Here is a 15,526-nt window from a genome sequence, read left to right on the forward strand (position 1 = left end):
ACGCTCTCCGTCGTGATCTATGCTTTTGGCGGGGAGGGCTGCGCGATGAAGCCGCCGGCTCCCGGCGTTTGACCGTTTCCTATCGTATGGAGCGGGGCGGGCGCCGTCCTATCCTGCCAAGAGGCGAGGTGCTGGATGATGCGCTCCGTCGTTCAACGGGTGCAAGGTCGGCGGGCTCTCGGGAACTCATCGAGTGCGGCGCGGCGACGCTCGGGTGGTCGTTGCCGACCCCAGTCCGAATCGCTCGAATCGCGTTTCATGATGGCCTCCGACCTGGCGTCGGGCGTGCTCGGCGCGCTGACGGCGACCGTCCCGGAGAACGCGCGGTCGGTGTCGATTCCGTTCACCATCGCGCCGTCGGATTTCACGTTCCCGGCCGGTGGGTCGCGGGTGACGCTCAAGATCGAGGTGACGGACCTCGACGGCGGGCGAATCAGCGTCGCGGGCCTCGCCTCGACCGCGCGTGGGGCGTCGCGGCCGACCTCCCTGCGCGCCGGTTCGAACGGCCTGCTCGTTACGGTTCCCGCCGGGGATTTCGCCGTGCGGGTCAACGCGCGCGCCGGCGATTCGCTCCAGGCCGTCGTCCGGCTGGCGGGGGACGTCAACGGTGATTACGCCGTCGACTCCCAGGACCTTCAGCTCATCGCGTCCGCCCGCGGCAGTCGGGCCGGTCAACCGGGCTACATCGCGGCCGCCGACTTACAGAACAACGGCCGGATCGACTCGACGGACCTCCTCCTGGCCCGTCGCAATCTGGGGGCCGCATCCAGCGCCCGGGCCGTGTCCCTGTCTCTTGCGATCAATGCCGAGCAAGATCCGGAGCAGGACCGCGAGGTCGTCGACTCGGCCGTGACCCTCGTCGGCAGGGCCGAGCCGGGCGCCGTGGTCACGCTTGTGAATGAGACGAGCGGCGCCGCCGGCGGGAAGACGGTCGCTGGAGCCGACGGCGGCTACGCGTTCGCGAACGTTCCGCTGGCTCTCGGGACGAATACGTATCAGGTCGCCAGCGTATCCGACCTGGGGCAAAAGGCCGCCCTGACGCAGACCTTCACGCGGGTGGCCAGCCAGGGGGCGGCCATGACTTCCACCGAGCGCATGGCCCATTTCAACCTGACCAACATCAAGGGCATGGCCTACACGCCCGAACCCTCCGACTTCGCCCCCGGAACGCCCAACCCGCCGAACCCCTACTTCGACTCCGACTTCTTCAATTCCTATTACACCCCGATGTGGAGTTCGGCGCAGGGCATCCAGGGGTTCACGTCGAACGGCAGGGCCGTCAACGGCCGCGGCGATCTCAAGTCGATGGAATCGCTGGGCGTCGATTTCCTGCATATCTACAATTGGAACTCTCAGCGCGATCATACGACGTTCCTTCAGACCCTCGTCGCCGACGGAATGACGGTGAACGTGCCGATCTCCAACTACGTCTTCAGCCTGCCGATGAACGGCGCGCTGGGGAATCCTCCGTACCGCCACCAGTTGAGCTACGTCCAGGAGATCTTCAACCAGGTCTATCCCAACTGGCGAAGCGGCGACACCAAGCCCGTGGCCGGGATCTCGATGTGGTCGATCGGCAACGAGCCGGACAACACCGGCGGCGACATCATGCCCGACGCGGTGGCGAAAGTCGCGCAGATGATCGTCTACCTCGAAGACCAGGCGAACATCCCCGACGGCCAGCGACTGCCGATCACCGTCCCCCTCTCGTGGGCGACCAGCTACGGCGGGACGAGCTACTCCAACCCGACCCCCTCGGTGGGAGCGGTCGAGGCGCTCTACGCGGCCTTCAACGCGACGACCGACTTCACCGCCTCGGCGATGAACCTGCGGAACCCGGTCTCCGAACCGTACACGGCGGTGCAGATGACCGTCCCCAAGCTCCCCTCCGACTTCTTCGCGACGCGGTTCGTCTGGGCCAACAACCCCGTCGGCAACGACGTGGCCGGCTTCCTGGGCCTGCAGCAGGTCGGCTACGCCCCGTACAACCACCCGGTCGGCGCCAATGCGCAGATCCCGTGGAGCACGATCCCGATGATTTTCTACGAGGTCGGCGCCACGTCCATCGAAACCGACCCCAAGAACCCGCCGAAGTCGCCCGAAACCCAGGCGGCGACCGACAAGAAGCAACTCGCCGACATGGCGACGGCCCGGGGCAACGGCCAGAACCTCAACTTCTACGGCGGCGCCGTCTTCCAGTCGCTCGACCAGACGACCCACAAGGTCGGCTCCGAGTCGGGCTTCGGCGTCCAGGCCTTCAAGCGGGTCAACAGCCGATTCTCCTATCAGACGATCACGGATGCATCGCAATATGTGCTGAGCTTCATCAGCAACACCTGGAGGCTCGACGATATCACGCCGAAGCCGGCGCTCAAGGTGGTTCGAGACGCGTTCAAGGGGTGAGCGAAGCGCGGCGCCTCCGCCCTGGCTCATCCCAGGGCGAGGCGGCCGAAGACGAAGATCCAGGCGGAGGCGAGCATCGAGCAGGGGAAGGTGAGCAGCCAGGCCAGGATGATGTTGCGGGCCGTGGCGCGCTGGACGCCCGACTTGTTGGCCCACATGGTTCCGGCCACGCCGGAGGAGAGCACCTGGGTGGTGCTGACCGGCAGGCTGACGAAGTTCGCCAGGCCGATCGTCGCCATCGCCACGATCTCGGCGCTGGCGCCCTGGGCGTAGGTCAGGTGGGATTTGCCGATCTTCTCGGCGACGGTCGTGACGATCCGCTGGTAGCCGACGGTCGTCCCCACCCCCAGACAGAGCGCCACGCCGACGACCACCCAGTAGGGGACGTACTCGGTCGCGCGGCGAAGCTGGCGGCGGGGGGCGTCGAGGCTTTCGGCCTGATTCGGCTTCTCCAGGCGTTTGAACTCGGCGAGGCGGCGGTCGAGGTGGAAGAGGGCCGAGCGGAGCTGGATGCGGTCGTCGGGGGCGACCTCGCGGAGCGACGATTTGCCTTCGAGCTTCGCCAGGATCGCGTCCAGTTCATCGATTTCCGGCTGATACGCCGACGAGCCCCGGGTCTGGAGCGCGGTTTTGAGCCGCTCGGCGGCGGCGCGGGCGTCGTCGGCCCCGTGCTTGGTGTTCAGGTCGAGGGCGAAGCCCGTCGGCAAGAGGCCGATCAGGACGAGCATGATCAGGCCCATCCCCTTCTGGCCGTCGTTCGAACCGTGCGCCAAGCTGACGCCGCCGCAGGTGGTCATCAGGGACGCGCGAATCCACCACGGGGGGCGGTCGTCGGGGTCTTCGGGGGGAGGCGCGTAGAGCTTGGGATCCGGTATCCACCGCTTGGCGACCAGCAGCAAAGCCGCCGCCGCCGCGAAGCCGATCACGGGCGAGATCAGCAGGGCCACGGCGACCTCGCCGGCCTTCTCCCAGTTCACGCCCGTCCCCAGCCCCTCGCCGCTCATCACGCCGTTGGCCAGGCCGACGCCTAAAATGGCGCCGATGAGAGTGTGCGAGCTGGAGACGGGAATCCCGAACCACCAGGTCAGCAGGTTCCAGGTGATGCCGGCGGTCAAGAGCGCCAGCACCATGAGGACCGCCGATTTCGAGGCGGCGTCGATCAGGAGGTCGACCGGCAAGAGGTGGACGATGCTGAACGCGATCGTCGTCCCCCCCAGCAGCACGCCCAGGAAGTTGCAGACGCCCGAGAACAGCACGGCCGGCGTCGCCCTGAGCGTGCGGGTGTATATGACCGTCGTCACGGCGTTAGCCGTGTCATGAAAGCCGTTGACGACTTCGAAGCCGAAGGCGATCGCCAGGGCGACCGCCAGAACGGCCGCGCGAGACGGGTCGAGCCCGCGAACCGCCTCGTAGAGATCGGTCATAATCACCCTTCAATGCGGACGCCGGCCGCCTTGAGGGCCTCCAGTTGTGCGGCCCGGCTCGAATCGGACAGCGGATTGCCGTCCAGGTAGAGCCGTAAATAGGGAGCGAACAGCTTGGGGCCCGAAGCGTCGGCCTTGGCGGCGTCGACCAGGGGCGCCAGATCCTTGATCTTGTTGCGTTCGATCAGGAGCAGCTTGATCTCGGTCTGCTTGGCCAGCGGCCCGACGTTCTCGATCTGGTTCTCGCGGAGGTCGAGCGTCGACAGCTTGGTCAGCTTCTCCAGCACGCTCACATCCTTGATCTGATTCTTGCCCAGCGACAGCGAGGCGAGCTTCACCAGAGGCGCGAGCGGGCCGACTTCCTTGATCTGATTGCCGCCCAAGTATAACGCGCTCAGGCTCGTAAGACCCCCGAGCGGCGCGAGATCGACGATTTTGTTGTTCGACAGCTCAAGGTACTGGAGCCCCTTGAATTCCTTCAGCGGGGCGAGGTCGACGACCTCGTTGTCGGCCAGATCGAGCGATTCGAGGTTCTTCAGGTCCTTGAGCGCTTTGAGGTCGGCGACCTTGTTCTTCGACAGCCGCAAGAGAGCCAGGTTCTTGCACTTTTCGAGGCCGGTCAGGTCCTTGATCTCCTTGCCGACCGCTTCGAGGATGTAGACGTTCTGAAGCTTCTCGTCGGTCAGCGCGACGTTGGGCTCGTGCTTCAAAACCGCGCGGACCGCGGCTTCGAGATTCTTGTCCGGGAACGGCGACGCGGCCGGGGCCGGTGCGGGAGCAGGGGCTGGCTTGGGCTCCTCGGCCCGAGTCGAGCCGAGTTGCGCGGCGGTCGCCAGGGCGGCCACGCCGATCATCCTGCGAATCGGATATCCGATCATCATCGATTGCTCCGTCGGTTGAACGGGATTCTCCCGGGCGGGAGAGGCGGGAAATTACCAGGGCGGTTCACTCGCGGGTTGCGGACGGTCGTTGAAACAGGGTTATTCCGACGCCCTCGGAATACAAGCCCGAAGCGCCAGCGAGTGCATGGTTCTGGGGGCTGGTTCCGGACTCGCCAAAGTTCGCGAGGCGATTCACTCGCGGGCGCTTCGGGCTCGTATTCGGATCCAAGTATCGCGGGAGGACCCTTGTCCAGCCTTCGGCCACCTTCTCCTCGGGGGGAGATGGGAATCGGCCTTTGCCTCGTCCGCACCCTTCCGAGGATACGCGAGCGGCGGCGGCGAGGCCAGACCGACGGGCCGCCGGCACTCTCGGTGAGTGAAAGCTCCAAAGATGGCGGGCAGTGTCTTAAAAAAATAAGATTGACAAGCCGGAGATGACCCGACAAGGATTTTTAAACTCGACAGACCGAGCACCATGCCGGCTTTCCCTATGACGAGGCAACCCATGCGCAACCGCCCCTCCCGTGGCCGCCGCACGTTTCGCCCCCTGGCGGATCTTCTCGAAAGCTTGGTGCCGGTCTCCTCATTGGCACCAGGACTCGCAACGGTTGTGGGGGGGGCGTTGGGCTCACTCGCGTGTCGATGGGGACGATTCGGCAAGACCCTCGACCAAGCCCGCCGCGCCTGCTCGTCTGGCGGTGAGAGCCCTCTCATCCCAGGCTCGGGAGCCCCAACGTCTTCCACGCGGCCAGGGCTCCGCACTATTACCGACCGTTATGAATTCGGTGTCACCGACTGTCGCGAATCGGCATGCCTTCTCTCCGGCGCCCGAAGTCAACATGGTCATCTTCGTGAATGCCTCGGCACGGTCGGCCGCGTTCACGCCGGCCATGAGGCTCCATAACAAGGCGTCGATCTCCACGGCGCCGCAAGCGGGAGCGACGGTTACCCATCCGTCATCGCCGTCTCGGTCGAAGACGATAGCGGGCCGATCGCCTAACACGACAGCGCCGCCCGCGCCGGTCGCGACAGCCCCAGTCGTTGGCACTCTCAGCGGCGGCATTCGCCCGATGTCGCTGGCACCGTCACTCGCACTCGGTTCGGAACCGAATTCCGCTCTCATGACGCCGTCTGGTGGCAGCGGCGGCGGCAGCGGGGGCCCGCCTGTCCCCAACGTGATGCTCAGCGGCGGGTCGTCCGACGGACACGGGCATTACTACGCGGCCGTCGGTGGCGCGGCGGCCATCAATATCTGGACTCCAATTGATGAGAAGATTCGGTCGGTCACGTATACCGTCCAAGGCGCGGTCCAGACTCAAGCCTGGGGCCTCTCGGCGGGCCAGTCGCCTCGCTTGCCCAGCCCCCTGACGCATCCGGCGGATCCAGCCACGCAACAATTGAATAGCACGGTCGACCAATTGACCTTCTTTTGGGACGAGACGACGGGGAATCATTGCTCTGTAGAAAACCCGTAGTCGCACAATCATGACGTTATGGGTAATGGCCCGAAGGACGATCTCGCGGCACTGGGTCGGATGCTTCCGCGCGCGGAGGGCCGAGCCCAAGCGCCGCTTGAGCATCGAGTTCACCGTCTCCACCTGCCACCGTTGACCGTACTTGCGTTTGAGCCCGGCGAAACGCTGTTTCATCACCCGCCGCCACCAGCCCGTGGGGGGCTTGTCGGTCGGCCGGCCCCGCTTCGGCGGGATGATCGTCCGCACGCCGTGCGACCGGACGGCCCGGTGGACCCGTTCGGCGTCGAAGTCGGCGTCGGCCAGCAGCGTGTCGATCCGGGCGCGGCGCACGGCCTGGGTCCAGGCCCGGCCGAACTGCACCAGATCCGACGCCGGGCCACGCCCCGGGACCGCCGAGAGGATCATATGGCTCCGGCAGTCGACCACGAAGACGACCTTGGGATAGTGCGCGTAAGTCCTGGCGGGGTCGGAGTCTCCGGCGGAGCGACGCTTGGCGTAGTAGCGGCTGACGTGCCGCGACTCCATCCCCGTGCCGTCGACGGCCGCCAACGGGACGCGGCGCTTCAGCGTGCCGTCCTCCCTCGCACGATCGAGCACGGCGTCGAACATCCGGCGGCCGGGGACCGAGGCCAGCAACCGCTGTGCGGCCTTCTGAAACGTGGTGAAGTGCGGGACGACCGTCAGCCCGATCCGGTCCCGGAGGTCGGCCTGGTCCGCCAGATGCGCCGCCAACCCGCGGTAGTCGAGGCGGAGGAACTCCTTGAGCACCAGGCAGGCCAGAAGTTGAGGCTGGGTGAACTTCTTGGGGCTGAACTGGTGGCGGTGCGCCGGAAGGGCGCGACAAGCCGCCTCGTAGGCGACCTGGAACACCCGCAGTGGTGATTTGCTCGTAGTCACATGTCATTCTACGACCGCCAGTGGACGACGGTTCACGGGTTTTCTACAGAGCAGGGAATCATCATATTGACGTCCAGGTGTACTACGCGCAAGGCGCGGCGTCGGTGGCTTTCGACGTCTCGGTCGAGAAGCCCGACGTCTCGTCCCTGAGCATGACGTACAATCCCCTGAAATTCGGACAATTTGTCGGCGGCAATAACCAACAACTGATCGGCTTCAACCAGACCAACCCCGGGGTCTACTTCAACGCCTCCGTCACGACCCATCAGTTCGAGGGGGGATTCGCCTTTATTCAGACTGTTTCGATGGATTTGATGCAGAAATACTTGGGCACGCCCACCATCACCGAGACATCGCCCACGGTCCTGGACTGGAATGGGCTGAACCAAAACGACCCGCTTGCTATTATGATCAGAGATAGATCCTTCAATTTGTTCGCCAATGAAACGCAGAACCTACCCTTCGCTCGGCCGCCCTATGCCTCCCTGCCTGTAGACTATATTAACGACACCCCGATGCTCGCGTTCTCCGGTCTCGGCAATGCTTTGAATTACCCGACCATGTTCCGTGAAAATGTGACCTTCACCACGAGACTGGTCTTCCGCCCGGAAGGGGGCATTTGGATCTCGCTGGGCTAGATGATCTGGAACCTACACGGCGAGAGGACCTACGTAGGTAACGGTCAAGACCCTACCAACCCGGCGAATTGGACAGGGGCCGAGACTCTAACTCCGGGTTCGGTGGGGGCCGGGACAGCAGAGATCGTCACCGAGCTTCTTCCCACGTGGACCGGCAACAGTCAGACGTATCTCCAAGATTGGAACAACAAGAAGCCGTTGTAGCGACATGCTGGAGGATTTCGGGATTTTGATATGAAGCTGCGCATCAAGCTGCGGACGTGCCTCGTGATGGTCGCGGCCTCGGGCCTGCTCTGCTGGGCTGCCGCGAGGGTCTGGCTCTGGCACGTCCGAAGTCCGACCTACGGAGCCCTGGCTGATTATCACCGCGGCGAAGCCGAATACCTTAAGTCCGCAGTCTCGAACGAAGCGTTCCTCTACAAACAAGCAGCGCATTACTTGCCCGGCTTTCTCGCCCATCCCGAGATCGACATGCGGCGGATCCTACCCGATGAACTCCGATCGGACACGTTCCACCCGTTCTCCGGCCCGCATTCCGAGTGGACGGCGGCGGTCGACGCCCAGGGCGAGCGCGTCCGGCGGCTCGAGGAGAGGGTCGCGTTCCACGCCCGGATGTCGGAGGAATTCCGTCGCGCGTCCGAATCCTTCCTGGCGCCGGTGCCGTCCGAGGGGTTCATGTACCCCCTCCCGTGGTGGGTCGATCCTGAAGTCTTGCGGACACTCAAGACAAACGCGGCTGGGGGAGCCAAGTCAAACGCGGCCGGGAAAGCCGTGTCGCCTTCGCCTTCGGGGGCACCGGGCCGCTCCACCATCTATGGCCCGTCATCGCCTGATTGATCGTGATCGTCAGTACCGTCGAGCAAGGGCGAGAACACGCGGATTCCAGGAGTGTCATCCATCAGACGGATTCTATTCGCCTCACGGGCTTGTTATCTCGACAACTCCAACGGCGCGGCCGTGGCCAGCCGCGCGATGATGGAGGCGTTGGCCCGGTCGGGGTTTGCGGTCGAGGTCGTCACCGGCGCTGGGACCGAACTTCACTCGGGCGTGCAACCCGCCGACTGGCTCGCCGAGCGCGGGATCGCCTTCCAGGTGCCCGACCGCACTTCCTTTTCGGTGGACGCTCGTGGATTGCGGGCGAACGCGCCTCTCTCTTTTCGGGGTGCCGTTCGCGATGTTCCGGTCAACCTCCATCGAAGCGCGGCCGCCCAGTCCCAGATTGCGGACGACATCGAGTGCGAGGAGTTCCTTGCGCTGTATGAGGCCGTGCTGGAGCGGTTCCGCCCCGACGTCGTGGTCAACTACGGCGGGGATTTCCTGGCGCACCGGCTGCGGGCCACCGCCCGCGCGGGGCGTCGCCGTCGTCTTCGCCCTGCACAATCTGAGCTATCCCGACGCCTACCCGTTCACGACCGCGGACGCCGTGATCGTCCCTTCGCGGTTCGCGGCGGATCACTACCGGACGTCCCTCGGGTTGGACTGTACGGTCTTACCGTGCCTCGTCGATTTCGACCGCGTCCGCGCGACGGCCCCCGAGCCGAGGTATGTCACTTTCGTCAACCCGTCGTATGAAAAGGGGGTCTATGTCTTCGCACGGATCGCCGACGAACTCGGCCGGCGGAGGCCGGACATTCCGCTTCTGGTCGTGGAGGGGCGGGGCTCGGAGCGCACTCTTGCCGACTGCGGGATCGATCTGCGGGTTCACGGCAACGTCAACCTGATGGACAACACCCGCGACCCGCGTGAGTTCTGGGGCGTGACGCGACTGTGCCTGGTCCCATCGCTCTGCCGGGAGAGCCAGGGGCTGGTCGCTGTGGAGGCGATGATCAACGGCGTTCCCGTCGTCGCCGGCGACCGGGGCGCCCTCCCCGAAACCCTCGGCGCGGCCGGCGTCGTCCTGCCGCTCCCGGAACGGCTCACGCCGTTCACGCGCGAACTACCTTCCGCCGAGGAGGTCGACCCCTGGGTCGATGCGATCATCCGCCTCTGGGACGACGCCGGCGCGTGCGACGACCTCGCGCGCCGGGGACTCGCCGAGGCCGATCGTTGGGCCCCCGCCGTGCTTGAGCCTCGTTACGCGAGGTTCTTCAACGAGGTCCGAGCCGGCGGGAGACCTTTGAATTGAATCCGCCGCGATGATCCGGGTCGTCTCCGCCTCCGCCCAAGACACCCCGATTCTTCACCGGCCGTTGCGTTGAACTCGCCCAGGGGATCGAGTCCAATGGAGTTCCGGCCGCCCCCTCGCAGCCGGAACGCGCGACGTCGATGAGTCGCGCGTCACACCCGAATGATTCACTCCTCGATTCACTGGAAAATACTGATGCACATGCTTCGTTGGATGATCGCGGCTGTGGCGATTGCTGGGCCGGCGGCTCGGGCGTGGAGCGACGAGCCCGAGGCCGCGCGGGCGAAGGCGCCGACAAAGACGAAGAACGTGATCTTGGTGATCAGCGACGGCCTGCGGTGGCAGGAAGTCTTCGGCGGCGCCGAGCTTTCGCTGATCAGCAAGAAGGACGGCGGCGTGTCGGACGTCGACGGCCTGAACCGCACGTTCGGCCAGGCGACCCCCGCCGAGCGCCGCGAGGCGCTCTTGCCGTTCATCACCAACGTGGTCGCCAAGCAGGGCCGGCTGTTCGGCGACGTCGGCAGCGAGAGCAAGGTCACCAACGGGATGAATTTCTCGTACCCGGGCTACAACGAGGTTTTCGCCGGCTACGGCGACCCCCGGATCGACAGCAACGACGATTTCCCCAACCCCAACGTCACGGTCTTCGAGTGGCTCAACAACAAGGACGCGTTCCGCGACAAGGTTGCCGCGTTCGGCTCGTGGAACCGCTTCACGGCCATCCTCAACCGCGAGCGCAGCAAGCTCAAAATCGTCGCCTGCTGGGAGCCCCCCACCGGCCCGAACCTCACGCCCCAGGAAAAACTGCTCGGCGACGTGATCGCCAACACGCACCGGCTCTGGAGTGACTGCGCTTACGACTCGTTCACCTTCTTCGCGGCGCACGAGCACCTCAAGCGGGAGCGTCCCCGCGTGATGTTCGTGGGCTTCGGCGAGACCGACGAGTTCGCCCACGCCGGCCAGTACGACCACTACTTGCGGTCGGCGAACAAGTTCGACCAGTACGTCAAGACGCTCTGGGAGACCGTGCAGTCGCTGCCTGAATACCGCGACCAGACCACGATCATCCTCACCGCCGACCACGGCCGCGGCGACGCGCCCGTCGATTGGAAAAGCCACGGCGCGAAGGTCAAGGGCGCCGAGCGGATCTGGATCGGCGTCCTCGGCCCCGACACCCCGCCGAGCGACGGCAAGCCGCTTCCGAAGGCCGACCAGAACCAGATCGCCGCGACCATCGCCGCCCTCGTTGGCGAGGACTACAACGCCTTTCAGCCCAAGGCCGGCCCCGTCATCCCCACCGTCATCGCCCCCGTCGCCGTCGCCGAGTGACGCGAATCCAACGTGAACGCGCGGGGCGGCCGTGGGGCGAATCGCTCCTCCACGACCGCCCTTCGTCATTTCGAAGCCCAGGGACGGACGGCCCGGGAGAAAAGTTGTATGAAATCGGCCTCGATCGGGGAATAGTCAGTGTAGACCGAGAGTCGTCGGCCGCCAGGGAGGGGCAACACCATGTCGATAGCGAGTCGGAACGGGTTGATCGTCAGGGACTTCCAGTCGCTGTTCTCCTCCGGAGCGCTCGGCGGCCTCTCGGACGGGCAACTGGTGGAACGCTACGTGGCCCGGCGCGAAGAGGCCGTCTTCGAGGCGATCGTCGAGCGCCACGGGGCGATGGTCTGGGGTGTCTGCCGGCGGGTCTTGCGGGATCATCACGACGCCGAGGACGCCTTCCAGGCGACCTTCCTCGTCCTCGCCCGCAAGGCGTCCTCGATCATGCCAAGGGAGATGGTCGGCAACTGGCTCCACGGAGTCGCCTACCAGACCGCCGCAAGGGCGCGGGGGGCGACGTTCAAGCGGCGCGGCAGGGAGAGGCAGGTTCCGGAGATGCCCGAGATCGAAGCGGACCCCCGTGAAGCCTGGGACGATCTTCTGCCGTTGCTCGACCAGGAGTTGAGCCGACTGCCCGAGAAGTACCGGATTCCCATCGTCCTCTGCGACCTCGAAGGGAAGACCCACCGGGAAGCGGCCGAGCAACTCAAATGGCCCATCGGGACGGTCTCGGGACGGCTGTCGAGAGGCAGGGCGATGCTCGCGGGGCGAATGGCCCGCCACGGCCTGACGCTCTCGGGCCCCGCACTGGCGATGCATTTGTCTCAGAATTCGGCGTCGGCCGGAGTGCCGGCGTCGTTGATCGCATCCACAACGAAAGCGGCTGCCGGCGTCGTCGTCTCGGCCAAGGTCGCCGCACTGACGGAAGGAGTGCTGAAAGCGATGTTGATATCCAAGCTCAAAATTGCAACCGCGACACTGGCGACGCTGATGGTCCTCGGGGCCGCCGGCGCGGGGGCGATCGGCCAGGGCCCGCTGACCGAAGCGCCACGCCCGCCGCAGGGCGTCAGGGAGGCCGGGTCGACGTTCGGCGGGATGGCGATTCAAGGCGGCGCCGACCGCCGACAGGGCCTCGATCCCAAGGAGGAGATGAAGAAGCTCGAAGGGACCTGGGCGATCACGGATATGGCCGACGCCACCGCCGAGCAGAAGGGCAAGGGCTTAGGCAGGGTCGTCATCAAGGGCGACAAGATGATCGTGAAGATGCTTGGCTCGGACCCTGGGACCAACTTCTCCATCTCCGTCGACCCGAGCAAGAGCCCTAAGGTCATCAGCATGTTCTTGCTGAACGAGAAGATGGAGGAAAACGAACTCGAGCCGATCCGACTCGGGATTTATGAGCTCAAGGGCGACACCCTGAAGTTCTGCGTCGGGATGGATCGCCCCGAGAATTTCGAGCTGAGACCCGACTCGCAGCGAGAGATGCTCGTCCTCAAGTGGGCGAAATGGTAGCCGCCCCACCGAACAGACAACGGCGGGTTTACGCGAGGTTCAGTTGCCAGGAAGGGCCGAAGCGGTCCTTGACCCAGCCGAACCGCTTGCTGAACCCGTAGTTGTCGAGCGGCATGAGGACCTGCCCGCCTTCCGAGAGCCGCCGGAAGGCTTCTTCGAGCTCGGCCTCGCTCTCGCAATCGACGAACAGCGAGATCGACGGCGTGAACGTGAAGCCGTGTTTCACCGGGCTGTCCATGCACTGGAAATCCCGCCCGGCCAGCGTGAAGGCCGCGATCTTGATCGAGCCCTCCGCTCCATGCTCGCCGGGGCCGTATTTCACGACGTGCTGGACCGCCGAGTTCGCGAACAGCGAAACGTAGAAGTTCATCGCCTCCTCGGCGACGCCTTCGAACATCAGATGCGTTTTGATCTTGCTGGCCATACTCTCAGATCTCCTTGTGTAGCCATTCTGAAACATATTTAGCAATAAGAACTTCTCCCGCGGGGAGAAGGATTTTTCGCACCGCCCGGTCCGCCATTCAGCGGCTCTCGTCCACGAACTCGGCGAGGACGCGGCCGGTGGGGTTGTCGAGTTTGACGCCCAGCAGGTGGGCGGCGGTCGGGGCGACGTCGACGTTCTCGACGCTCGGCAGTTTCGCCCCGCGCTTGATCCCGGCGCCCGAGGCCACGAACAGGGCGTTCATCTTGGGCTCGGTCGACAGGTAGCCGTGCGAGCCGTTCTGCTTGTGCTCGGCGATCAGCGTATCGCCGTTGGTCGTGCCGCCGACCGAGTAGCCTTCCTTGGCCGCGATGATCATGTCGGCCATCCCCGGGTGGTCTTCAGGGCTCGGCAGGTGATAGCGGGCGAAATCGGCGGGATCGAGGACCGCGGCGACCCCTTCGGCGCCGTCGAACAGCCGGTGGACGGTCGCGCGGTCCTGGTCGACGGTGGCCGGGTCGATCAGGTAGACCATGCCGATCCCCCCTTCCGGAACAATATGAACGCGTGCCGAAGTGATGTTGCCGTCCTTCACCTCGATCAGCCCTTCCTTGCGGAGCATGGCGTTCGGTCGGAGCGTCTTGGTCACCGCGATGAACCCGTGATCGGCCGTGACGAAGATTGCCGTCTTGTCGCGCAAGCCCGCGTCCTCGACCGCCTTGACCACTTGGCCGACCAGGCCGTCGAGGGTCGACGCCACGGCGCGGCCCTGGAGGGTGTTCGGGCCGTGCTGGTGGTGGGTCGAATCGAGTTCGAGCAGGTGGAGGACCAGCAGCCGGGGCTGCCGCTCGCGGATCAGCCGGCACGCGGTCTCGGTCCAGACCTGGTCATGGCCCGAGCCGCCGCCGCGCTCGAATTTCTCCATCAGCCCGGCCTGCTCGATCTCGGCCTTGAGTCGGGGCGTCGTGTGGGTGAACGCGCGGGGGACGTCCGGGAAGTTGTCGTCGATGCTCTCCGAGCCCGACGTGCACGGCCAGTTGATCGCCGCCGAGGTCATCCCCGCCTTCTTCACGACGTCGAACAGGAGCGGGACGCGGACCAGCTCGGCCTGGGTCTTCTCCGGCGTGACGCTCGTCGGCTTGTTCGGCGCGTGCCGTTTGGGGACGCCGTTGTAGAGGACGCCGTGCTTCTCAGGATGCACGCCGGTCATCAGCGTCGTGTGGTTCGGCCAGGTCACCGACGGGTTCGAGACGTGCATCCCCTCGACCGTCGACGCGCCGGCGTCGCGGAGCCCACGGATCACCGGCAGCGAGACCTGCGGATCGTCCAGATAATACGCCGGGAAGCCGTCGAGCGTGATCACCACCACGTGCCGGTCCGACGCGGCCGACGCCTGGCCGACAGCCGCGAACAGCAACATTCCTGCACTCATCAATCGAAACATCGAGAACTCTCCGAGTCGAATTCGTCTGCGTGGACAACGGCCGAGGCCGCACGGTCGTCCGCAAGCCTACAGCGCATCGAATCACCGAGAAAGCCCCGGGCTGATCCTCTCCGAATCCTCTCGGATTCTTCTTGCGACGTCCCGGTTCGACCATTACAGTTTTCCTTACAACTGTCCGAGTCTTCGCGGGTGCAGCCCGCTGGGGAATTTCGGGATTTCGTGGCGGCGAGGGGAGGCGGTTCGATGCGCGTCCGGAACATGTTCGGCGGGGGCTTGTGCGCGGCGGCGCTGGTGGTGATGTTGGGAGCGGCGGCGGCTCCCGCCGGGGATTGGGACTTCGAGTCCGATGCGGTCGGCAAGCCGGCCAAGGGGTTCGCCACCGAGGTCGGCCGCTGGGAGGTCGCCCTGGACGGTGACAACCACGTCTTGGCCCAACTCGCCGAGAACGAGAATCGCGTGTTCAACGTGGCGCTCGTCGAGGGGACGAGCTTGAAGGACCTCGGCGTCTCGGTACGGGTGAAGCCGAAAGCCGGCAAGCTCGACCAGGGGGGCGGCGTGGTCTGGCGGGCGAAGGACAAGGACAACTACTACGTCGCGCGGTTCAACCCACTGGAAGACAACCTCCGGCTCTACAAGGTCGAGAACGGCAAGCGCACCCAGCTCGACCACGCCGACGCCCCCGGCGACCGCGACTGGCACACCCTGAAAATCACGATGCAAGGCCGCGAGATCACCGGCTGGCTCGACGGAAAGAAACTGCTCGTCGCTGAAGACTCGACCTTCCCCGACGCCGGCCGCATCGGCGTCTGGTCCAAGGCCGACGCGCAGTCGTACTTCGACGACCTTAAGGCCGAGGCCGTAAACTCGGCGAAATAGCAATAAGGCCATGGCGTTCTGCGACGCATGGATCGAGATACAAGCCCGACGCGCAAGCGAGTGCATCTCCTTGGAGCTAAATACAAGCCCGAAGCGCAAGCGAG

General features: G+C 65.2%; 12 protein-coding genes. 7 read left to right on the forward strand and 5 right to left on the reverse strand.

Annotated features, from left to right (window positions below; translation table 11 throughout):
• Positions 1-258: 258 nt before the first annotated feature.
• Complete coding sequence (locus tag BSF38_RS17130; RefSeq protein WP_076347619.1) at positions 259-2,403, forward strand: dockerin type I domain-containing protein; 2,145 nt, start codon at positions 259-261, stop codon at positions 2,401-2,403.
• A gap of 26 nt (positions 2,404-2,429) precedes the next feature.
• On the opposite strand, the gene BSF38_RS17135 is transcribed toward BSF38_RS17130, so the two are convergent.
• From BSF38_RS17135 to BSF38_RS17150, 3 genes are all read right to left on the reverse strand, one after another.
• Positions 2,430-3,827 (reverse strand): inorganic phosphate transporter, encoded by a 1,398-nt coding sequence (locus tag BSF38_RS17135; RefSeq protein WP_076347621.1) that lies wholly within the window; start codon positions 3,825-3,827, stop codon positions 2,430-2,432.
• Between the two features lie 2 nt (positions 3,828-3,829).
• Entirely contained in the window at positions 3,830-4,708 is an 879-nt protein-coding gene (locus tag BSF38_RS17140) for a leucine-rich repeat domain-containing protein (protein WP_237170496.1), read from the reverse strand.
• Positions 4,709-5,793: 1,085 nt separating this feature from the next.
• Positions 5,794-7,080 (reverse strand): IS5 family transposase, encoded by a 1,287-nt coding sequence (locus BSF38_RS17150; protein WP_145952187.1) that lies wholly within the window; start codon positions 7,078-7,080, stop codon positions 5,794-5,796.
• Between the two features lie 77 nt (positions 7,081-7,157).
• Here BSF38_RS17150 and BSF38_RS30005 point away from each other — a divergent pair, with 77 nt between their 5' ends.
• The 5 genes from BSF38_RS30005 to BSF38_RS17175 all read left to right on the forward strand — a co-directional run bounded on the left by BSF38_RS30005 (position 7,158) and on the right by BSF38_RS17175 (position 12,681).
• The gene (locus BSF38_RS30005) at positions 7,158-7,718 is read left to right on the forward strand and encodes a hypothetical protein (RefSeq protein WP_083713016.1); all 561 of its coding nucleotides are present in this window, start codon (positions 7,158-7,160) and stop codon (positions 7,716-7,718) included.
• A 234-nt stretch (positions 7,719-7,952) separates the two neighbouring features.
• A complete protein-coding gene (locus BSF38_RS17160) occupies positions 7,953-8,555 on the forward strand; it encodes a hypothetical protein (protein WP_076347629.1) in 603 nt (200 codons plus the stop codon).
• A gap of 421 nt (positions 8,556-8,976) precedes the next feature.
• Complete coding sequence (locus tag BSF38_RS17165) at positions 8,977-9,843, forward strand: glycosyltransferase family 4 protein (protein WP_237170497.1); 867 nt, start codon at positions 8,977-8,979, stop codon at positions 9,841-9,843.
• A 195-nt stretch (positions 9,844-10,038) separates the two neighbouring features.
• Entirely contained in the window at positions 10,039-11,172 is a 1,134-nt protein-coding gene (locus BSF38_RS17170; protein WP_083713018.1) for an alkaline phosphatase family protein, read from the forward strand.
• A 180-nt stretch (positions 11,173-11,352) separates the two neighbouring features.
• A complete protein-coding gene (locus BSF38_RS17175; protein ID WP_083713019.1) occupies positions 11,353-12,681 on the forward strand; it encodes a sigma-70 family RNA polymerase sigma factor in 1,329 nt (442 codons plus the stop codon).
• A 28-nt stretch (positions 12,682-12,709) separates the two neighbouring features.
• Here the strand turns inward: BSF38_RS17175 and BSF38_RS17180 are convergent, their stop codons facing one another.
• Positions 12,710-13,105, reverse strand: a complete 396-nt coding sequence (locus tag BSF38_RS17180) for a VOC family protein (RefSeq protein WP_083713020.1) — start codon at positions 13,103-13,105, stop codon at positions 12,710-12,712.
• Between the two features lie 97 nt (positions 13,106-13,202).
• Entirely contained in the window at positions 13,203-14,534 is a 1,332-nt protein-coding gene (locus BSF38_RS17185; protein ID WP_237170498.1) for an alkaline phosphatase family protein, read from the reverse strand.
• A 255-nt stretch (positions 14,535-14,789) separates the two neighbouring features.
• On the opposite strand from BSF38_RS17185, the gene BSF38_RS17190 reads away from it, so the two are divergent.
• Positions 14,790-15,422 (forward strand): hypothetical protein, encoded by a 633-nt coding sequence (locus tag BSF38_RS17190; protein ID WP_076347637.1) that lies wholly within the window; start codon positions 14,790-14,792, stop codon positions 15,420-15,422.
• Positions 15,423-15,526: the final 104 nt, after the last annotated feature.

It is taken from the genome of Paludisphaera borealis (assembly GCF_001956985.1).
Lineage (GTDB): Bacteria > Planctomycetota > Planctomycetia > Isosphaerales > Isosphaeraceae > Paludisphaera > Paludisphaera borealis.